Origin of the sequence: Pseudomonas mandelii, assembly GCF_024138395.1 — a bacterium.
Lineage (GTDB): Bacteria > Pseudomonadota > Gammaproteobacteria > Pseudomonadales > Pseudomonadaceae > Aquipseudomonas > Aquipseudomonas mandelii_E.
In genome coordinates, this window is sequence record NZ_JAMYDU010000027.1 from 1 (window position 1) to 19,134 (window position 19,134).

Sequence of the window (19,134 nt, forward strand, 5' to 3'; positions counted from 1 at the left end):
GGCGTCATGTCAGTCAGCAATAATGTCGACTGACATGACGCCTTCGCGGGCAAGCCTCGCTCCTACACAGAGGGGGTGTCAGCTCAGCGCTTTTTCGATCGCCTGGATGACAGCATGATCATCCGGCGCCGTTCGAGGCGAGAACCGCGCCAGCACGCGACCGTCCTTGCCCAACAGGAATTTCTCGAAGTTCCAGGTGATGTCGCCCGGGAATTCCGCGCCCTCGCCCGCCAGCAGGCGATACAACTGATGACGCTCGTGACCGTTGACTTCCAGCTTGCTGGACAACGGAAAGGTCACGCCATAGTTGAGGCTGCAGAACGCCTGGATCTCCTGCTCGGAGCCCGGTTCTTGCCCGGCAAACTGGTTGCACGGCAAGCCCAGCACACTGAAACCCTTGTCCTTGTATTGCTGGTAGAGGTTTTCCAGCGCCGCGTACTGTGGGGTCAAGCCACATTTGGAGGCGACGTTGACCACCAGCACGACACGCCCCTTGAAGGGCGCCAGAGGTAGCTCCTGACCATCCAGGGCTGTCAGTTTAAGGTCGTGAAAAGCACTCATGACGAACTCCAAATTCCTGTGTTCTTCTCAAAACAGCCACTTGGCGGCACCCACCCGGGACAGCCGCGGACTAAAAAGGCGCCCTCGGGCGCCTCTCCAGCTCTCGAAAGCTTAGCGCAGAAAATCAGTGGTGATGGCCACCTTCGCCATGGACGTGACCATGAGCGATTTCTTCTTGGCTGGCGTCACGGATATCGATGATCTTGACCTGGAAGTTCAGGCGCTGACCGGCGAGCGGGTGGTTGCCATCAACGGTGACATCGTCGCCGTCCAGATCGCGAATGGTGACGATCTGCATCTGGCCGTCCGGCGCGGAAGCGTGGAACTGCATGCCCACTTCCAGCTCGTCGACGCCTTCGAACATGCTGCGGCTCAAAGTGCTGACCAGTTCGGCAGCGTATTCGCCGTAGGCATCTTCAGGTTCTACAGCGACAGTCAGTTCGTCACCGACTGCTTTGCCTTCCAGTGCCTTTTCCAGGCCCGGGATGATATTACCTGCGCCTTGCAGGTAGACCAGCGGCGCGCCGCCGGCGGAGCTGTCGATGACCTCACCAGCGTCGTTGGTCAGGGTATAGTCGATGGAGACAGCCTTATTGGCGGCGATCAGCATGGGGCGAGACCTTTTGCATAAGAAAGATGAATGTCCAAGTTTAGCGAAGCAATCGTCCGAAAGCGAACACAACCCGGACAGACGGGGCGCAGCGAAAACTTCGATCGTCACAGGCTTTCATCAAGACGAGGATGGCCACTGGGTAGCCGAGCTTTCCTGCGGCCATACCCAACACCTGCGGCATCAGCCCCCGTGGCAATCCCGGGCCTGGGTGCTGGACCCTTCGCTGCGTAATGAAAAAATAGGCCAGCCCTTTGATTGCGGATGGTGCGCACAAGGCTCGGTTAGCGATAACCTTGACGACTGAATTTTGGTAGATCGTCAGATATAGATGATCACCTGGCGGCCACGGCTGCCCACATGCACTTCCAGAGAATCCGCATGCAAACTTTTTTTATCGCGCCCACCGATTTTGGTGTGGGTCTGACCTCCATCAGTCTCGGGCTGGTGCGTACGCTTGAGCGGGCCGGCCTCAAAGTCGGCTTTTTCAAACCAATTGCCCAGCCGCACCCGGGCGACACCGGCCCTGAACGCTCCACCGAACTGGTAGCGCGCACCCACGGTTTGAAACCGCCTCAGCCGTTAGGCCTGGCCCACGTCGAGCGGATGCTCGGCGACGGTCAGTTGGACGAGTTGCTCGAAGAAATCATCACCCTTTATCAGCAAGCCGCTGTCGGCAAGGATGTACTGATCGTCGAAGGCATGGTCCCGACCCGCAGCGCCAGTTACGCGGCCCGGGTCAACCTGCATTTGGCCAAGAGCCTTGACGCCGAGGTGATTCTGGTCTCGGCACCGGAAAACGAAGTGCTGACCGAATTGTCCGGCCGGGTGGAGTTGCAGGCGCAATTGTTCGGCGGGCCGAAAGACCCGAAAGTGCTGGGCGTGATCCTCAACAAGGTCAAGACCGACGAAAGCATGGAGGCCTTCGCCTCACGCCTGAAGGAGCACTCACCGTTGCTGCGCAGTGGCGACTTCCGCCTGCTCGGCTGCATCCCGTATCAACCGGAACTGAACGCACCGCGCACCCGTGACGTGGCCGACCTGATGGGCGCTCAGGTGCTCAACGCCGGCGATTACGAAACCCGGCGCATGACCAAAATCATCATCTGCGCCCGTACCATGCGCAACACCGTGGAGCTGCTCAAACCCGGTGTGCTGGTGGTGACCCCCGGCGATCGCGACGACATCATCCTCGCCGTCAGCCTCGCGGCGATGAACGGCGTGCCTCTGGCCGGCCTGTTGCTGACCAGCGACACCCTGCCCGACCCGCGCATCATGGATCTGTGCCGTGGCGCCTTGCAGGCCGGCTTGCCGGTGTTGTCGGTCAGCACCGGTTCCTACGACACCGCCAACCAGTTGAACGGTTTGAACAAGGAAATCCCGATCGACGACCGTGAACGTGCGGAGATCATCACCGATTTCGTCGCCAGCCATCTCGACGCCAACTGGCTGCACCAGCGCTGCGGCACGCCACGGGAAATGCGCCTGTCGCCAGCGGTGTTCCGCTATCAACTGATCCAGCGCGCCCAGGCCGCCAACAAGCGCATCGTGTTGCCCGAAGGCAGCGAACCGTTGACCGTGCAGGCCGCCGCGATCTGCCAGGCTCGGGGCATTGCCCGTTGCGTGTTGCTGGCGAAACCGGAGGACGTCGAAGCAGTCGCCCGCGCCCAAGGCATCGAGTTGCCACCGGGCCTGGAAATTCTCGATCCGGACCTGATTCGCGAGCGCTACGTCGAACCGATGGTTGCGCTGCGCAAGACTAAAAGCCTCAACGCGCCGATGGCCGAGCAGCAACTGGAAGACACCGTGGTGATCGGCACCATGATGCTGGCGCTGGATGAAGTCGACGGGCTGGTGTCCGGGGTCATTCACTCCACCGCCAACACCATCCGCCCGGCCCTGCAGCTGATCAAGACCGCACCGGGCTGCACGTTGGTGTCGTCGGTGTTTTTCATGCTGTTCCCGGAAGAAGTGCTGGTCTACGGCGACTGCGTGATGAACCCGCACCCGAGCGCCAGCGAACTGGCCGAGATCGCCTTGCAAAGCGCCGATTCGGCGGCGGCGTTCGGCATCACCCCGCGCGTGGCGATGATCAGCTACTCCAGTGGCGAGTCGGCCAGCGGCGAAGAAGTCGAGAAGGTTCGCGAGGCCACGTTGCTCGCCCACGAACAACAAAACTCGCTGTTGATCGACGGCCCGTTGCAGTACGACGCCGCCGCCAACGAAACCGTGGCCAAGCAACTGGCGCCGAACAGTCAGGTGGCCGGTCGTGCCACGGTGTTCGTGTTCCCCGACCTGAACACCGGCAACACCACCCACAAAGCCGTGCAGCGCAGCGCCGACTGCGTCAGCCTCGGGCCGATGCTACAAGGCCTGCGCAAACCGGTGAACGACCTGCCGCGCGGCGCGCAGGTCGACGACATCGTCTACACCATCGCGTTGACCGCGATCCAGGCTGCCAACCGACCTATGGATGTTTAAATGCTGGATTTTCTACCTGCACCCTTGCGCGGCGTAATCGCCTCGCTGTTGTTGGCGCTGAACACGATTGTCTGCTGCACGCCGCTGTTCGTGGTGGCGATACTCAAACTGCTGCTGCCCTTCCCCGCCGCCCAGCGTTTCACCGACTGGCTGATGGGCCATATCCACGAAACCTGGATCAGCAACAACAAGGCCTGGATGGACCTGCTTGGGCACACGCGCTGGCAGCTCAGCGGGCTGGAAGGCTTGGACTATCAGCACTCGTACCTGATCACCAGCAACCATCAGAGTTGGGTCGACATCATGGTGTTGCAGTACGTGCTCAACCGTCGCATCCGCCCGCTGAAGTTCTTCCTCAAACAGCAACTGATCTGGGTACCGGTGATTGGCCTGGCATGGTGGGCGCTCGGTTTTCCATTCATGAAACGGTACTCCAAGGCCTATCTGGAAAAGCATCCAGAGAAGAAAGGCAAAGACCTGGAAACCACCCGCAAGACCTGCGACAAGTTCCGCAATAACCCGGTGGGAATTTTCAACTTCGTCGAAGGCACGCGCTTCACCGAGGGCAAGCACGTACAGCAGAGCTCACCGTTCCGCTACCTGCTCAAGAGCGGGCGGTATTGCGTTCGTGCTGGATGCCATGGGCGATCAGCTGGAAGCCATCGTCAATGTGACCATTCACTATCCGGCCGGGCGTCCGGGTTATTGGGATTTGCTCTGTGGGAAGGTGAATGATGTGGTGGTGCATTTTCAGGAGCTGAAGATCCCACCGCAGTTCGTCGGCAAGAACTACGATCAGGATGGGGTGTATAGGCTCGAGTTTCAGGGTTGGATCAATCAGCTGTGGAATGACAAGGATGCGCTGCTGGGGCAGATGCACCGCGAGTACACCGCCAAGGTTTGAGGTGCCTGTACCGGCCTCTTCGCGGGCAAGCCTCGCTCCTACAGGTCAGGGGAACCTGTAGGAGCGAGGCTTGCCCGCGAAGGCGATCTCAAGAACACAAAAAAACCCGCAGACGATCACTCGTCTGCGGGTTTTTTATTTTCTGCTAACGCTTAGATCGCGCCACGCTGACGCAGCAGATCCAGCACTTGCTTGACGCTTTCGTCCACCGACAGCGACTGGGTGTCGATCACCAGATCGGCATTCAGCGGCACGTCGTACGGGAAGGATTCGCCCGGGATGTTGTCGTCACCCGCCGCGTACAGACCTTGCGGATCACGCTCGGCACAGACTGTCGGAGAAGCCTGGACGTAGACCGTCAGCAGACGCTCCTTGCCAATCAGTTCCCTGGCCTGCTCACGACCTTCAGCACTTGGCGCAACGAAGGCCGCCAAGGTCAGCAGACCGGCTTCGTTGAACTGCCGCGCAACGTGCGCCGCACGACGCCAGTTCTCGGTACGCCCGGCACGATCCTGCGGCAGACCTTTATTCAGGTCGTGACGCAGGTTCTGGCCATCGAGTACAAACACCGCACGACCCAGGTCGAACAGCTTGCGTTCAACGGCGTAGGCCAAAGTGCTTTTGCCAGCGCCCGACAGGCCGCTGAACAACACGGTGGCCGGTTGCTGACCAAAGCGCTGGGCACGCTCCTCGGTAGCCACGTGAGCCAGTTTGCCGTGGTGGGTACTGCTGCCATGGCTCAACGGCTGGGCGATGATCATGCCCGCCGCGACCGTGCCGTTGGTCAGTCGATCGATGACGATGAACGAACCAGTGGTGCGGTTGCTGTCGTAACCGTCCAGCGCGATAGCCGCGTCGAGGCTGATCTTGACCCGACCGATCTCGTTCAGCTGCAGCGAGCTGGCCGGCCCCTCGGCCAAGGTGTTCACGTCCACGCGATTGACGATGCTGGTGATCGAACCCGGCACGTAAGTGGTGGCGCGCTTGATGTCGTATTTCTTGCCCGGCAGCATCGGCTCTTCGGCCATCCACACCAGCATGGCGTCGAAGGCGTCAGTCACTTGCGGCTGGTTGTCGGCATGCACCAGCAAGTCACCGCGGGAGATGTCGATTTCGTCTTCCATGGTCAGCGTCACGGCTTGACCAGGACCTGCATGCTCCAGCTCGCCTTCGAAGGTGACAATGGATTTCACGCGGCTGCTCTTGCCCGACGGCAACACAACGACTTCGTCGCCCTTGTGCACGATGCCGCTGGCCAGGGTGCCGGCGAAACCACGGAAGTTCAGGTTCGGACGGTTGACGTACTGCACCGGGAAACGCAAATCGGTGTAGTTGCGGTCATTGGCGATTTCGACGGTTTCAAGGATTTCCATCAGCGACTGGCCGGTGTACCACGGCGAGCGCTCGGACTTGTTCACGACGTTGTCGCCCTTGAGCGCGGACATCGGCACGAACGCCATGGTGGTCGGCTTGAACGCGATGCCTTCGGCGAACTTCAGGTAATCGGCCTTGATCGATTCGAACACGCTTTCGTCGAAGCCGTTGAGGTCCATCTTGTTGATGGCGACAACGATGTGCTTGATGCCCAGCAACGAGGCGATAAAGCTGTGGCGACGGGTCTGGGTCTGCACGCCGTAACGGGCATCGACCAGGATGATCGCCAGGTCACAGGTGGATGCACCGGTGGCCATGTTGCGGGTGTACTGCTCATGGCCGGGGGTATCGGCGATGATGAATTTGCGCTTGGCGGTGGAGAAATAACGGTAGGCGACATCAATGGTGATGCCCTGCTCACGCTCGGCCTGCAAGCCGTCGACCAGCAACGCCAGGTCGATGTCTTCGCCGGTGGTGCCGACTTTTTTCGAGTCGCGGGTGATGGCTTCCAGGTGATCTTCGTAGATCATTTTGGAGTCGTGCAGCAGGCGCCCGATCAGGGTGCTCTTGCCGTCATCGACGTTGCCACAAGTAAGAAAGCGCAGCATTTCCTTGCGTTCGTGCTGGCCCAGATAGGCGAGGATGTCCTCGCTGATCAAATCAGATGCGTGCGACATGACAACCCCTTAGAAATAACCCTGACGTTTCTTTTCTTCCATCGAACCTGCGCCATCGTGATCGATGACTCGGCCCTGGCGTTCGGAAGTTCGCGTCAGGAGCATTTCCTGAATGATGTCGGTCAGGCTGGTGGCCTCGGACTCGACCGCACCGGTCAACGGGTAGTCGCCCAGCGTACGGAAACGGACCTTCTTCTTGACGATGCGCGCCTTGTCTTCGTCGCTCAGGTGATTGAGCAGGCGTTCGTCGTCGATCATGATCCAGGTGCCATTCATCTCGATAACGTCGCGCTCGGCGGCGAAATACAGCGGCACGATCGGGATGCCTTCGAGGTAGATGTACTGCCAGATGTCCAGCTCGGTCCAGTTCGACAACGGGAATACGCGAATCGACTCGCCCTTGTTGACCTTGCCGTTGTAGACGTTCCACAACTCGGGACGCTGGTTTTTCGGATCCCAGCGGTGCTTGGTGTCACGGAAGGAGTACACGCGCTCTTTGGCTCGGGACTTCTCTTCGTCGCGACGGGCGCCACCGAATGCCGCATCGAAGCCGTACTTGTCGAGGGCCTGCTTGAGGCCTTCGGTCTTCATGATGTCGGTGTGTTTGGCACTACCGTGGGTGAGCGGGTTGATACCTTGCGCAACACCCTCGGGATTCACGTGCACCAGCAGGTCCAGGCCGAGTTCTTCGACCATGCGGTCGCGGAACGCATACATTTCCTTGAACTTCCACCGGGTGTCGACGTGCATCACCGGAAACGGAAGTTTGCCCGGGAAGAATGCCTTGCGTGCCAGGTGCAGCATCACGGCGGAGTCTTTACCGACGGAGTACAGCATCACCGGGTTATCGAACTCGGCGGCGACCTCGCGGATGATGTGGATGCTTTCGGCCTCCAGCTGTTTCAGATGCGTCAGTTTGTCGACCATGGCTACTCACGAAAACGATCTTATGGACGGCCTGCGGGCCGTGTTCGAGCGGGGAATCCTAGCACAGCACCCTCTTCTAATCAGGACGCTGGCTAGATCGAAAGGGTATATGAATATACCCCCTCGTTTGGGCTATCCCCCCTGTAGGAGCGAGGCTTGCCCGCGAAGAACGATTACGCGGTGCATCAGGTATACCGCATAATCGTTCTTCGCGGGCAAGCCTCGCATCTACAGGGACCAGTTTTGAGATCAGATCGGATTCGGGCAATCGATGAAGATGTGCTCGAGAGCGAAACGTCGCGCCAGGTAATCGCCCAATGCCTGCACACCATAACGCTCGGTGGCGTGGTGGCCGGCGGCGATGAAGCTGATGTCGTTTTCCCGGGCGCTGTGGAATGTCTGCTCGGAGGCTTCGCCGCTGAGGTACAGATCGACACCCGCCAACACCGCCTGATCAATGTAACCCTGGCCACCACCGGTGCACCAGCCGACCCGACGAATCATCGCACTGCCTTCGATCAGCAATGGCTCACGCCCCATGACTTCCTGCACGCGACGGGCAAAATCGCGAGGGGTCATCGATTCGCTCAACGAGCCGACCAGACCAACGACTTTCAGATTGTCCGGATCCAGCGGGCCTTCAACCGTGATGTCCAGTTGCCGGGCAAGCTGCACGTTGTTACCGACTTCCGGATGCAGATCCAGCGGCAAGTGATAGGAAAGCAGGCTGATATCGTGCTTGAGCAGGGTTTTCAACCGACGCTGCTTCATGCCGGTGATGCACGGGTTTTCGCCTTTCCAGAAATAGCCGTGATGCACCAGCACCAGATCGGCCTGGGCTTCCACCGCCGCTTCCAGCAACGCTTGGCTGGCGGTCACACCGCTGACGATGCGCATCACTTGTGGCCGGCCTTCGACCTGCAAACCGTTGGGGCAGTAATCGGCGATCTTCGCACTTGCCAGGTAACGGTCGGCTTCTTCAACCAGGGTGCTCAGGGCGACGGCCATAAAAGACTCCTAAATATCCCGTTCAGAGGCGCGTGCGGCCTCGTATAATGCGCGACATTATGGGCGGTCTCACACCGCCTGCAACTTCTGTAGGACGTGCTTAATGCTCAAGGCGCTGCGTTTTTCCGGCTGGCCACTGTTGGCCGGCGTGCTTATCGCTCTATTGATTATGCAGCGTTACCCGGAATGGGTCGGTTTGCCGAACCTGGATGTCAATCTGCAACAAGCCCCGCAAACCCTCGGTCTGCAGCAGGGCCCGGTGTCCTATGCCGACGCGGTGACCACGGCCGCGCCGTCGGTGGTCAACCTGTACACGACCAAAGTGGTTAACAAGCCCAGCCATCCGCTGTTCGAAGATCCGCAGTTTCGCCGCTTCTTCGGCGACAACTCGCCCAAGCAGAAGCGCATGGAGTCGAGCCTCGGTTCAGGCGTGATCATGAGCCCCGAAGGTTACCTGCTGACCAACAACCACGTGACCAGCGGTGCCGACCAGATCGTGGTGGCGCTCAAGGATGGCCGTGAAACCCTGGCGCGGGTCATCGGCAGCGACCCGGAAACCGACCTCGCGGTGTTGAAGATCGATCTGAAAAACCTGCCGTCGATCACCGTCGGCCGTTCCGACAATATCCGCATCGGCGACGTGGCCCTGGCCATCGGTAACCCGTTCGGCGTCGGCCAGACCGTGACCATGGGCATCATCAGCGCCACCGGGCGCAATCAGCTCGGGCTGAACAACTACGAAGACTTCATCCAGACCGACGCCGCGATCAACCCCGGCAACTCCGGCGGCGCGCTGGTGGACGCCAACGGCAACCTGACCGGCATCAACACCGCGATTTTCTCCAAGTCCGGCGGCTCGCAGGGCATCGGCTTCGCGATCCCGGTCAAACTTGCGATGGAAGTGATGAAGTCGATCATCGAACACGGCCAGGTGATTCGCGGCTGGCTCGGCATCGAAGTGCAACCCTTGAGTCAGGAACTGGCGGAATCGTTTGGTCTGTCGGGACGGCCGGGGATTGTGGTCGCGGGGATTTTCCGTGACGGTCCGGCGCAGAAGGCCGGCCTGCAACTGGGCGACGTGATTCTCAGCATCGACGGCGAACCGGCCGGCGATGGTCGCCGCTCGATGAACCAGGTGGCGCGAATCAAGCCGACCGACAAGGTCACCATTCAGGTGATGCGCAACGGTAAAGAGCTCAAGCTCACGGCAGAAATCGGTCTGCGTCCGCCACCCGCGCCGGTGCCAGTCAAAGAAAAAGAAGGCGAGTAAACCGGTAACAGCTGCCGAAGGCTCGGCCCCGTTCGGACGATTATTTCGGGGACTTTGAAAGCCCAACAAAGAGCCGATCTTAACCGAACGTATTCTCATTAGGCATGTTATATTGTTTCTATATAACTATTGGAACAACATAACATGTCGTCTCGAACAATGGCTTCCCTGGCCGGCCTGGCCCTCGGTTTGCTGGGGGATCCGGTCGTCGCCGAAGAATCGCAAACCGTTGAACTGGACGCCATCAGCGTCACCTCCGAGTACGAATCCCCCACCGGCCCGGTCAAGGGTTACCGTGCCACGCGCTCTTCCAGCGCGACCAAAACCGATACGGCCATTCGCGATATCCCGCAATCGATCAGTGTGATTCCCGTCAGTGTGCTCAAGGACCTAGGCAGCACCAGCGTCGAGCGCGCCCTGGATTTTGCCGGTGGCGTGTCGAAGCAGAACAACTTCGGCGGCCTGACGCTCTACGAATACAGCGTGCGCGGCTTCACCACGTCAGAGTTTTACAAGGACGGTTTCAGCGCCAACCGAGGCTATCCAAGCACGCCGGACGTGGCCAATATCGAGCGCATCGAAGTGCTCAAAGGCCCAGCCGCCAGCCTCTATGGTCGTGGCGATCCGGGCGGTACGGTGAACATCGTCACCAAGAAACCCCAGCCCGAAGCCTTCACCACACTGCAAACCAGCGCCGGCAGCTGGGACCGCTATCGCACCGCCGTGGACGTCAATACGCCGCTGGATGATGAGGGCAACGTGCTGTCCCGGGTGAACCTGGCGGTCGAGGACAACCACAGCTTCCGCGATCACGTCGACAGCGAGCGTGTGTTTGTTGCGCCTTCCTTCAGTTGGCAACTGAGCCCGGACACCAGCCTGTTGGTGGAGAGCGAGTTCGTGCGTCACAACTCGACATTCGATCGCGGTGTCGTCGCGCCGAACAATAAATGGAGCGGCGTCTCCCGTTCGACCTTTCTTGGCGAGCCCAACGACGGCAACATCGACAACCACAATAATCTGCTGCAAGCCACCCTCGACCATCAGCTCAATGACAGCTGGAAACTGCGCCTCGCCAGCCATTACAAGGAAGGCAAACTCTGGGGCTTCGCCTCCGAAAATCGCCCCTTGAACGCTGACGGCCACACCGTCAATCGTCGCTACCGCGAGCGCGATACCAACTGGCACGACAGCATCACCCAACTCGAACTGCGCGGTTTGTTCGACACCGGCAGTTGGCAACACGAACTGCTGATCGGCAGCGAATACGAGAATTTCCGCAAGAACGAACGGGTCACGACCATTGCCGGCGCCCCTTACGCCATCGATATCTATCGACCGATCTACGGCCAGCCGAAACCCAATGGCGCACGCTCCGGGACCGACTTCTTCGAGCACATCGAAAGCCAGGCACTGAACCTTCAGGACCAGATCGTTTTCACCGACAAACTGCGCGGCATGATCGGTGCGCGCTTCGAACACTTCGAACAAAGCATCGACGACCACAGCCGTAACGCAACCAGCCACCAGCGCCACGACGCGCTGACCCAGCGAGCCGGCCTGCTCTATCAACTGACGCCCGAAGTGGGGCTGTTCGCCAACGCCTCCACCTCGTTCAAACCGAACAACGGGCTGGATGCCGCCGGCAAGTCCTTCGACCCGGAAGAAGGCGTCGGTTATGAAGTCGGGATCAAGAGCGAGCTGTTCGACGATCGCTTGAGCACCACCCTCGCCGCTTTCCATATCGAAAAGGAAAACGTCCTGGCGCTCGATCCGAGCACCGATTCCAGCCGCGCCATGGGCAAGGCCCGCAGCCAGGGTATCGACCTGCAAGTCACCGGGCAAGTGACCGATGCCGTGCGGGTAATCGGGGCTTTCGCTTACATCGACGCCGAAGTCACCCAGGGCGACAAGGTCATTCCCACCGGCAGCCGCATCCTGGGCGTGGCCAAACGCAGCGGCAGTCTGTTGGGCGTTTATGAATTTCAGGATGGCCATTTACGCGGTTCGGACCTTGGTGCAGCGTTCACCTATGTCGGCGATCGTTCGGGTGAATCCGGCAGCGATTTCGAACTGCCGGCCTATCACACCGTCGACTTGCTGGCCCATTACAAGGCCAGTGAAAACGTCACCGTGGGCCTGAACCTGAACAACCTCTTCGACGAAAAGTATTACGAGCGCTCTTACAGCAACTACTGGGTCAACCCCGGCGAGCCGCGCAATTTCACCGTCAGCCTGACACTCAACCTGTAAAAGGAAAGATCGCGATGCAACAAGCTAAATCATTGGTTCTGCTGGGTCTGTTCGGCGCGATGTTCGCCACTCACGTCTCGGCTCATGGCCTGTGGACCGAACAACGTCGCGGCAATATCGAAGCCATTTATGGTGATGGCGCCGAGGACGATGCCTTCAAGGCGCAGAAAATCAGCGGCGCTTGGGCCTATGATGCCGAGGGAAAGATGATCCCGGTTACCGTGCAACGCCTGGCCGACCACGCGCGCCTGCAGCCACTCAAACCACCCGCGGCGCTAGCAGTCGCACTGGATAATGGCATGTGGTCGCAGACCGCCGACAAAAAGTGGATCAACGAAGGACGCAGCAAAGTGCCGGGGGCCATTGAGTCGACCCAGACCTTCAAATACACCCTGGCGATTTACCAGCCGGGGGCGAAGCTGCCGAAGCTCGATCAGATGAAATTGCTGATTTTGCCAGAGGTTGATCCGCTGACCGTCGGGCCGGGCAAGTCGTTGCCGGTTCGGGTGCTGCTGGATGGCAAACCGGCGGCGGGCGTGAAGTTGGTGGGCGACTATCGCAGCGCGCCGAACACCTTGACTACCGAAACCGATGCGGATGGCCGGGCGCAGGTATTGGTGCGTAATGAAGGGTTGAATGTGATTGCGGCACAGGTGGAGATTCCGTTAAAGGATAATGCTGATGTAGCGACGCGCGGGCTGTTCACCTCGCTGACCTTCCTTGGTGAACCGCATCACGAATAACCCACCAAACTTCGTGGGAGCGTGGCTTGCCCGCGATGGAAACGCCGCGCTACAACAGGCAGACCGCGTTATCGTTCTTCGCGAGCAAGCCCGCTCCCACACTTGATCTTCTGTGAACACACTATTGGCGAGCAATGGAGATCCAGTGTGGGAGCGGGCTTGCTCGCGAAAGCGGTTTACAGGTCGCCGAGGCCGTCGATCAGTGCCTGATTCTGTTCTGGCGCGCCGATGGAAATCCGCAGGAACTGGGCAATCCGCTCTTGCTTGAAGTGCCGAACAATCACGCCCTGTTCGCGCAACTTCGCCGCCAGCGCTGCCGCATCGTGCTTGGGGTGACGCGCGAAAATGAAGTTCGCCGCCGACGGCAAGACCTCAAACCCCTTCGCCTCCAACTGCGCGACCACCTTCTCGCGACTCTCGATGACCAACCGGCAGGTCTTGTCGAAATACTCACGATCCTCAAACGCCGCCGCAGCCCCGACAATCGCCAGACGATCCAGCGGATAGGAGTTGAAGCTGTTCTTGATCCGCTCCAGCGCCTCGATCAGGTCCGGATGCCCCACCGCCAGACCTACCCGCAGGCCCGCCAGCGAGCGGGACTTGGACAGGGTCTGAGTCACCAGCAGATTCGGATAACGGTCCACCAGCGTGATCGCCGTTTCACCGCCGAAATCGATGTAAGCCTCATCCACCACCACAACCGAATCCGGGCTGGCCTTGAGGATCTGCTCAACCGCGTCCAGTGCCAGCAGGCAACCAGTCGGCGCGTTCGGGTTGGGGAAGATGATCCCGCCGTTCGGTCTGGCGTAATCGGCCGGGTTGATCTGGAACTGTTCATCCAGCGGCACCGCGTCGAATGCAATCCCGTACAACCCGCAGTAAACCGGATAGAAGCTGTAGCTGATGTCCGGGAACAGCAGCGGCTGCTCGTGCTGTAGCAGACCGTGGAAGATGTGCGCGAGCACTTCATCCGAACCGTTGCCGAGGAACACCTGATTAGTCTGCACGCCGTAGTACTTGGCAACAGCCTGCTTGAGCAGGTCGCTGTTCGGGTCCGGGTACAGACGCAGGTTATCGTTCAGTTCGGTTTGCATCGCGGCCAACGCTTTGGGCGATGGACCGTACGGGTTTTCGTTGGTGTTGAGCTTCACCAGTTTCGCCAGCTTTGGCTGCTCGCCCGGCACGTAAGGCACCAGGTTCTTGACGAAGGGACTCCAGAATTTACTCATGCTCAGTTGCCCTGCCCTTGAAAAAAGTCTTCGTCAACGATGCGGTATTCGGCGCTGCGGGCGTGAGCGGTCAGCGACTCGCCACGGGCCAGCACGGAAGCGGTTTTGCCCAGTTCGGAGGCGCCCTGCTCGGAGCAGAAGATGATCGACGAACGTTTCTGGAAGTCGTAAACACCCAGCGGCGAAGAGAAGCGCGCGGTGCCGGACGTCGGCAACACGTGGTTCGGGCCGGCACAGTAATCGCCCAAAGCTTCGGAGGTATGACGGCCCATGAAGATCGCGCCAGCGTGACGGATCTGCGGCAACCAGGCCTGCGGATCGGCAACCGACAACTCCAGGTGTTCTGGCGCAATGCGGTTGGCGACTTCGATGGCTTGTTCCATGTCGCGAACCTTGATCAGTGCACCGCGACCATTGATCGAGGTCTCGATGATTTCGGCGCGCTCCATGGTCGGCAGCAGCTTGGCAATGCTCGCAGCGACCTTGTCGAGGAACTCTGCGTCCGGGCTGACCAGAATCGCCTGGGCGTCTTCGTCGTGCTCGGCCTGGGAGAACAGGTCCATGGCGATCCAGTCCGGATCGGTCTGACCGTCACACACCACGAGGATCTCCGACGGGCCAGCAATCATGTCGATGCCGACCTGACCGAACACGTGGCGCTTGGCGGTGGCGACATAGATATTGCCCGGGCCAACAACCTTGTCGACCTTCGGCACGCTTTCGGTGCCGTAGGCCAGCGCCGCAACCGCCTGGGCGCCGCCGATGGTAAACACCCGGTCAACCCCGGCAATGCAGGCCGCGGCCAGCACCAGCTCGTTGATTTCGCCGCGCGGAGTCGGCACGACCATAACCACTTCGGTCACGCCTGCAACTTTGGCCGGAATTGCGTTCATCAGCACCGAGGACGGGTACGACGCCTTGCCGCCCGGCACGTACAGACCGGCGCGATCCAGCGGCGTGACCTTCTGGCCCAGCACCGTGCCGTCGGCTTCGGTGTAGCTCCAGGAATCCTGTTTCTGTTTTTCGTGGTAGCTGCGCACGCGGGCCGCGGCTTTTTCCAGGGCTTCGCGCTGAGGCACGGTGATGCGGGTCAATGCCAGCTCCAGGCGTTCGCGCGGCAGGATCAGGTCTGCCATGGAGGCGACTTGCAGACCGTCGAACTTCTGGGTGAATTCCACCAGCGCCGCGTCGCCACGCTCGCGCACAGCCTTGATGATGTCCAGCACCCGCTGATTGACCGAGTCGTCAGACACACTTTCCCAGCTCAGCAGATGATCCAGATGATGTGCGAAATCCGGGTCGGCAGCGTTGAGTCGGCGAATTGCAGTCGGTGCGGTCATAGCGAGAGCCTCATAGGATTGGCAAAAACTCAGGCGCCCGAAGGTGCGCTGACGTTTAATAACGGATCGCGTTGGTATTGTGGTCGTGCCAGGCAAGGCGCGGGACGAAGGTAAGGGTTGTTTCCTTGCCAAGTCCCGCAACGCAGCATGGCACGACCACAGTGCCAACCCGTAGGGCCTTGCTCCAAAAGGCAGGCCGCTACGCGATTCTTACTTGCGAGAAAAATTCTTTTATTACCATAAGTAGCCTTTTGGAGTGAGGCGCGATTCGTTATTAAACGTCGGCGCACCTTCCCCAACAGTCGATCCGCTTGGGCACCTGAGAATTCTGGCTATGAGGCGGATAGACGGCGCGACTCAAGGTCGCGCAGGTAAATCAGCCGCGGTGTCGAGACTCCACTGCCTTGCGCAGGGTGTCGATCAACGCCTGGATACGGGCGTGTTGCATTTTCATTGAAGCTTTGTTGACGATCAGCCGGGAGCTGATGTCGGCAATGAAATCCTGGGGTTCCAGGCCATTGGCACGCAGAGTGTTACCGGTGTCGACCACGTCGATGATCTTGTCCGCCAGACCGATCAGCGGCGCCAGCTCCATCGAGCCGTAGAGCTTGATGATGTCGACCTGACGGCCCTGCTCGGCGTAGTAACGCTTGGCAACGTTGACGAATTTGGTCGCCACCCGCAGACGGCCCTTGGGCTCGACATCGCCGACACGCCCGGCGGTCATCAGCTTGCAGAGGGCAATTCGCAGATCCAGCGGTTCGTACAGACCCTGGCCGCCATATTCCATCAGCACGTCTTTACCGGCGACGCCCAGGTCGGCGGCACCATGCTCGACGTAGGTCGGCACATCGGTGGCGCGCACGATCAGCAAGCGCACATCGGCCTGGGTCGTGGGGATGATCAGCTTGCGGCTCTTGTCCGGATTCTCGGTCGGCACGATGCCCGCTTCAGCCAGAAGCGGCAGGGTGTCGTCAAGGATGCGGCCCTTGGACAGTGCGATAGTCAACATGGGAAACGTCAGTCCTTATCAAGGTACTCATGTCCGGTCGCAATCGGCGCCGGACACACATCGAGGGCTCTCTAATGAGAAAGATACACTCGACTCGAAACGAATTCAGCGGGCGCGTCCCTGCGCCCATATAGCAGAAACTAGCCCGGTACGCGGCGAATCTTGGCGCCGAGCATCTGCAGTTTCTCTTCGATGCACTCGTAACCACGGTCGATGTGGTAGATGCGGTCGATCAGGGTATCGCCTTCGGCGATCAACGCCGAGATTACCAGGCTGGCCGAAGCACGCAGGTCGGTGGCCATTACTGGCGCGCCCTTTAGCTTCTCGATGCCGGTGACGATGGCGGTGTTGCCTTCGACCTGGATGTGAGCGCCCATGCGGTGCAGTTCGTAAACGTGCATGAAGCGGTTTTCGAAGATCGTCTCGATCACCGCGCCAGTGCCTTCGGCAATGGCGTTGAGGGAGATGAACTGCGCCTGCATGTCGGTCGGGAACGCCGGGTATGGAGCGGTCCGCACGTTAACGGCTTTTGGCCGCTTGCCGTGCATGTTCAGCTCGATCCAGTCTTCGCCGCAGGTGATTTCAGCACCCGATTCGCGGAGTTTTTCCAGGACGGCTTCGAGAATGGTCGGATCAGTGTCCTTGACCTTCACACGCCCGCCGGTCACCGCTGCCGCCACCAGGTAGGTGCCGGTCTCGATACGGTCAGGCATTACCTTGTAAGTGGTCGGGTGCAGACGCTCGACGCCATCGATGGTGATGGTATCGGTGCCGGCGCCAGTGATCTTGGCGCCCATGGCGTTCAGGAAGTTCGCCAGGTCGATGACTTCAGGCTCGCGAGCGGCGTTTGCCAGCACGCTGCGGCCCTTGGCCAGAGCGGCCGCCATCATGATGTTCTCGGTACCGGTCACGCTGACGGTGTCGAAGAAGAAGTGCGCACCGCGCAAGCCACCCTCAGGAGCCTTGGCCTTGATGTAGCCGCCTTCAACGTCGATGACCGCGCCCATGGCTTCGAGGCCACGGATGTGCAGGTCGACCGGACGCGAACCGATGGCGCAACCGCCAGGCAGTGCGACTTCGGCTTCACCGAAACGGGCGACCATCGGGCCCAGCACCAGGATCGAGGCACGCATGGTTTTCACCAGTTCGTACGGCGCGATCAGGGTCTTGATGGTGCGCGGGTCGATTTCGACGCTGAGCTTCTCGTCGATCACCGGCTCGATGCCCATGCGACCGAACAGCTCGATCATGGTGGTGATGTCGTGCAGGTGCGGCAGGTTGGCAACGGTAACCGGGCCATCGCACAGCAGGGTTGCAGCCAGGATCGGCAGGGCAGAGTTCTTTGCCCCGGAGATGCGGATTTCGCCATCAAGACGAACGCCGCCGGTAATAATCAATTTATCCATAAGAATCTCGACGCCCTTGGGCTCAGGTGCGCTCGGCCCAGGCCGCGCTGCTGAAAAATTTCATAGTGACCGCATGGATGCTGCCATCGACGATCCATGGGTTCAAATGGACATAGATGCTCTGCTGACGCTTCACCGGGCTCAACGCCGCCAGTTCATCGCTAATCACGTTCAGCTGAAAGTTGCAGCCTTCGCCCTCAACTTCTACCTGAGCTCCGGGCAGCTTTCCTTCAAGAAAGCTCTTCACTTCGTAGGCCTGCATGCTCAACCTCAATCGGCGCCCTGTGCGCGCGGGTCGGACATCATACAAAAAAGCCCCGCGCCTGCGAACCCCGCGAAGCAGGACTCTGACGGGGGGCTTCTTTATAGATGCGGTTCAGGGGTGCGCCAACAGCTCGGTCAATTCGCTGACCTGAGCGATTTCACGCATGTCGTCGGGCATCGCACGAATGCTCAGGGCCTTGCCGGCCGCCTGAGCATCGCGCATGAAGCACAGCAGCAGCGACAAGCCGACACTACTGGACTTCTCCACCGCGGAGCAATCGACCACCAGCGCAGCCGCGTTGCTGGACTTGATCAGCGCCTGCCCCTGCTTGCGCAGGTTCGGGCCTGTGCGGTAATCCAGCACGCCACTGAGCAGCAGCTCGCCGGTTTCGCTCATGCGAATGACCGACTCACTCATTGGGTCTGGTTCTCGGTGGATTTCTCGGTGACTTCCTTGGCTTTGGCGACTTCCCCGGCCCAACCGTTGATGGTTTTGTCCAGGTCGTTGCCATTGCGCTGCATTGCATCAGCGAACTGATCGCGGAACAGCTTGCCAATGTTGATGCCGTTGATGATCACGTTGCGCAGCTTCCACTCACCATTGATCTTTTCGAGTGTGTAAGACACAGGGTAGACCGCGCCACTGCTGCTTTTGACCGTCATGCCAACGCTTGTACGGTCTCCCGATTCATCCTTGGCAGGGTCAACGGTGATGCTTTCGTTGTCGTACTCAAGCAAAGCATTGCCATAGAACTGGAACAGGCCCCGTTTGAAGTTTTCGACAAACTTCTGCATCTGCTCGGGTGTTGCCTTGCGTGAATACTTGACCGTCATGATGCTTTTGGAAATACCTTCGGCATCCACCACCGGTCCGACGATGGTATCCAGCGCCGTATAAAAGTCTTGGGGGTCCTGCTTGTACTTTTCCTTGTTGGCGGAAAGATCGGCCAACAACCGGTTGGTGGTGTCCTGTACCAGTTCGTGCGCCGAAGGTGACGCCACAGCGTTAGCCATCAACGGCAAGGCCGCGAGTATCACCAACAGGCCACGTCGCAAGATAGAGATCATTCAAAAGCTC

Annotated in this window: 17 protein-coding genes and 1 pseudogene; 6 read left to right on the forward strand and 12 right to left on the reverse strand. The window is 59.8% G+C overall.

The genetic code is table 11. The annotated features are described in order from the left end of the window. Nucleotides 1–78 precede the first annotated feature (78 nt). Together NHU87_RS24785 and NHU87_RS24790 are read right to left on the reverse strand one after the other, a co-directional pair. Nucleotides 79–561: a glutathione peroxidase gene (locus tag NHU87_RS24785; RefSeq protein WP_253553208.1), complete on the reverse strand. Its 483-nt coding sequence runs from the start codon at nucleotides 559–561 to the stop codon at nucleotides 79–81. Between the two features lie 124 nt (nucleotides 562–685). After that, complete coding sequence (locus tag NHU87_RS24790) at nucleotides 686–1,171, reverse strand: FKBP-type peptidyl-prolyl cis-trans isomerase (RefSeq protein ID WP_007901600.1); 486 nt, start codon at nucleotides 1,169–1,171, stop codon at nucleotides 686–688. Between NHU87_RS24790 and NHU87_RS24795 the strand changes: the two genes are divergently transcribed. The 3 genes and pseudogenes from NHU87_RS24795 to NHU87_RS24805 all read left to right on the forward strand — a co-directional run bounded on the left by NHU87_RS24795 (nucleotide 1,140) and on the right by NHU87_RS24805 (nucleotide 4,556). After that, entirely contained in the window at nucleotides 1,140–1,478 is a 339-nt protein-coding gene (locus tag NHU87_RS24795; protein ID WP_253553209.1) for a DUF3565 domain-containing protein, read from the forward strand. The two genes, NHU87_RS24790 and NHU87_RS24795, sit on opposite strands and share 32 nt — an antisense overlap. Before the next feature lie 74 nt (nucleotides 1,479–1,552). Beyond that, nucleotides 1,553–3,652 (forward strand): phosphate acetyltransferase, encoded by a 2,100-nt coding sequence (gene pta, locus NHU87_RS24800; RefSeq protein WP_253553210.1) that lies wholly within the window; start codon nucleotides 1,553–1,555, stop codon nucleotides 3,650–3,652. Then, nucleotides 3,653–4,556 (forward strand): annotated as a pseudogene (locus tag NHU87_RS24805) (acyltransferase). A gap of 152 nt (nucleotides 4,557–4,708) precedes the next feature. On the opposite strand, the gene cysN reads toward NHU87_RS24805, so the two are convergent. From cysN to NHU87_RS24820, 3 genes are all read right to left on the reverse strand, one after another. Next, nucleotides 4,709–6,607: a sulfate adenylyltransferase subunit CysN gene (gene cysN, locus NHU87_RS24810; protein ID WP_253553211.1), complete on the reverse strand. Its 1,899-nt coding sequence runs from the start codon at nucleotides 6,605–6,607 to the stop codon at nucleotides 4,709–4,711. A gap of 9 nt (nucleotides 6,608–6,616) precedes the next feature. Next, the gene (cysD, locus tag NHU87_RS24815; protein ID WP_030128620.1) at nucleotides 6,617–7,534 is read right to left on the reverse strand and encodes a sulfate adenylyltransferase subunit CysD; all 918 of its coding nucleotides are present in this window, start codon (nucleotides 7,532–7,534) and stop codon (nucleotides 6,617–6,619) included. 249 nt (nucleotides 7,535–7,783) lie between these two features. Further along, on the reverse strand, nucleotides 7,784–8,542 hold the full coding sequence (locus NHU87_RS24820) for a Nif3-like dinuclear metal center hexameric protein (RefSeq protein WP_253553212.1): 759 nt from the start codon (nucleotides 8,540–8,542) through the stop codon (nucleotides 7,784–7,786). Nucleotides 8,543–8,645: 103 nt separating this feature from the next. Here NHU87_RS24820 and algW point away from each other — a divergent pair, with 103 nt between their 5' ends. From algW to NHU87_RS24835, 3 genes are all read left to right on the forward strand, one after another. Beyond that, complete coding sequence (gene algW, locus NHU87_RS24825; protein WP_253553214.1) at nucleotides 8,646–9,812, forward strand: Do family serine endopeptidase AlgW; 1,167 nt, start codon at nucleotides 8,646–8,648, stop codon at nucleotides 9,810–9,812. 144 nt (nucleotides 9,813–9,956) lie between these two features. Further along, nucleotides 9,957–12,062, forward strand: coding sequence for a TonB-dependent siderophore receptor (locus NHU87_RS24830; protein WP_253553216.1), 2,106 nt, complete (start codon nucleotides 9,957–9,959; stop codon nucleotides 12,060–12,062). Nucleotides 12,063–12,076: 14 nt separating this feature from the next. Further along, nucleotides 12,077–12,805, forward strand: a complete 729-nt coding sequence (locus tag NHU87_RS24835) for a DUF4198 domain-containing protein (RefSeq protein WP_253553218.1) — start codon at nucleotides 12,077–12,079, stop codon at nucleotides 12,803–12,805. 176 nt (nucleotides 12,806–12,981) lie between these two features. On the opposite strand, the gene hisC is transcribed toward NHU87_RS24835, so the two are convergent. The 7 genes from hisC to NHU87_RS24870 form a co-directional block, all read right to left on the reverse strand. Continuing rightward, nucleotides 12,982–14,034 (reverse strand): histidinol-phosphate transaminase, encoded by a 1,053-nt coding sequence (gene hisC, locus NHU87_RS24840; protein ID WP_253553220.1) that lies wholly within the window; start codon nucleotides 14,032–14,034, stop codon nucleotides 12,982–12,984. Between the two features lie 2 nt (nucleotides 14,035–14,036). After that, nucleotides 14,037–15,374, reverse strand: a complete 1,338-nt coding sequence (hisD, locus tag NHU87_RS24845; RefSeq protein WP_030128002.1) for a histidinol dehydrogenase — start codon at nucleotides 15,372–15,374, stop codon at nucleotides 14,037–14,039. A gap of 376 nt (nucleotides 15,375–15,750) precedes the next feature. Continuing rightward, nucleotides 15,751–16,386: an ATP phosphoribosyltransferase gene (hisG, locus tag NHU87_RS24850; protein WP_007901570.1), complete on the reverse strand. Its 636-nt coding sequence runs from the start codon at nucleotides 16,384–16,386 to the stop codon at nucleotides 15,751–15,753. A 140-nt stretch (nucleotides 16,387–16,526) separates the two neighbouring features. Further along, entirely contained in the window at nucleotides 16,527–17,792 is a 1,266-nt protein-coding gene (gene murA, locus NHU87_RS24855; RefSeq protein WP_007901567.1) for a UDP-N-acetylglucosamine 1-carboxyvinyltransferase, read from the reverse strand. A gap of 22 nt (nucleotides 17,793–17,814) precedes the next feature. Further along, a complete protein-coding gene (locus tag NHU87_RS24860; RefSeq protein WP_253553222.1) occupies nucleotides 17,815–18,054 on the reverse strand; it encodes a BolA family protein in 240 nt (79 codons plus the stop codon). A gap of 114 nt (nucleotides 18,055–18,168) precedes the next feature. Continuing rightward, nucleotides 18,169–18,474, reverse strand: coding sequence for an STAS domain-containing protein (locus NHU87_RS24865; RefSeq protein ID WP_253553224.1), 306 nt, complete (start codon nucleotides 18,472–18,474; stop codon nucleotides 18,169–18,171). Beyond that, complete coding sequence (locus NHU87_RS24870; RefSeq protein ID WP_253553226.1) at nucleotides 18,471–19,124, reverse strand: MlaC/ttg2D family ABC transporter substrate-binding protein; 654 nt, start codon at nucleotides 19,122–19,124, stop codon at nucleotides 18,471–18,473. Before NHU87_RS24870 ends, NHU87_RS24865 begins: the two co-directional genes overlap by 4 nt. Nucleotides 19,125–19,134 lie beyond the last annotated feature (10 nt).

Coding starts and splice junctions, on each gene's coding strand:
- NHU87_RS24785 (WP_253553208.1), bottom strand. CDS start 561: ATGAGTGCTTTTCACGACCTTAAACTGACAGCCCTGGATGGTCAGGAG.
- NHU87_RS24795 (WP_253553209.1), top strand. CDS start 1,140: ATGGAGACAGCCTTATTGGCGGCGATCAGCATGGGGCGAGACCTTTTG.
- NHU87_RS24790 (WP_007901600.1), bottom strand. CDS start 1,171: ATGCTGATCGCCGCCAATAAGGCTGTCTCCATCGACTATACCCTGACC.
- pta (WP_253553210.1), top strand. CDS start 1,553: ATGCAAACTTTTTTTATCGCGCCCACCGATTTTGGTGTGGGTCTGACC.
- cysN (WP_253553211.1), bottom strand. CDS start 6,607: ATGTCGCACGCATCTGATTTGATCAGCGAGGACATCCTCGCCTATCTG.
- cysD (WP_030128620.1), bottom strand. CDS start 7,534: ATGGTCGACAAACTGACGCATCTGAAACAGCTGGAGGCCGAAAGCATC.
- NHU87_RS24820 (WP_253553212.1), bottom strand. CDS start 8,542: ATGGCCGTCGCCCTGAGCACCCTGGTTGAAGAAGCCGACCGTTACCTG.
- algW (WP_253553214.1), top strand. CDS start 8,646: ATGCTCAAGGCGCTGCGTTTTTCCGGCTGGCCACTGTTGGCCGGCGTG.
- NHU87_RS24830 (WP_253553216.1), top strand. CDS start 9,957: ATGTCGTCTCGAACAATGGCTTCCCTGGCCGGCCTGGCCCTCGGTTTG.
- NHU87_RS24835 (WP_253553218.1), top strand. CDS start 12,077: ATGCAACAAGCTAAATCATTGGTTCTGCTGGGTCTGTTCGGCGCGATG.
- hisC (WP_253553220.1), bottom strand. CDS start 14,034: ATGAGTAAATTCTGGAGTCCCTTCGTCAAGAACCTGGTGCCTTACGTG.
- hisD (WP_030128002.1), bottom strand. CDS start 15,374: ATGACCGCACCGACTGCAATTCGCCGACTCAACGCTGCCGACCCGGAT.
- hisG (WP_007901570.1), bottom strand. CDS start 16,386: ATGTTGACTATCGCACTGTCCAAGGGCCGCATCCTTGACGACACCCTG.
- murA (WP_007901567.1), bottom strand. CDS start 17,792: ATGGATAAATTGATTATTACCGGCGGCGTTCGTCTTGATGGCGAAATC.
- NHU87_RS24860 (WP_253553222.1), bottom strand. CDS start 18,054: ATGCAGGCCTACGAAGTGAAGAGCTTTCTTGAAGGAAAGCTGCCCGGA.
- NHU87_RS24865 (WP_253553224.1), bottom strand. CDS start 18,474: ATGAGTGAGTCGGTCATTCGCATGAGCGAAACCGGCGAGCTGCTGCTC.
- NHU87_RS24870 (WP_253553226.1), bottom strand. CDS start 19,124: ATGATCTCTATCTTGCGACGTGGCCTGTTGGTGATACTCGCGGCCTTG.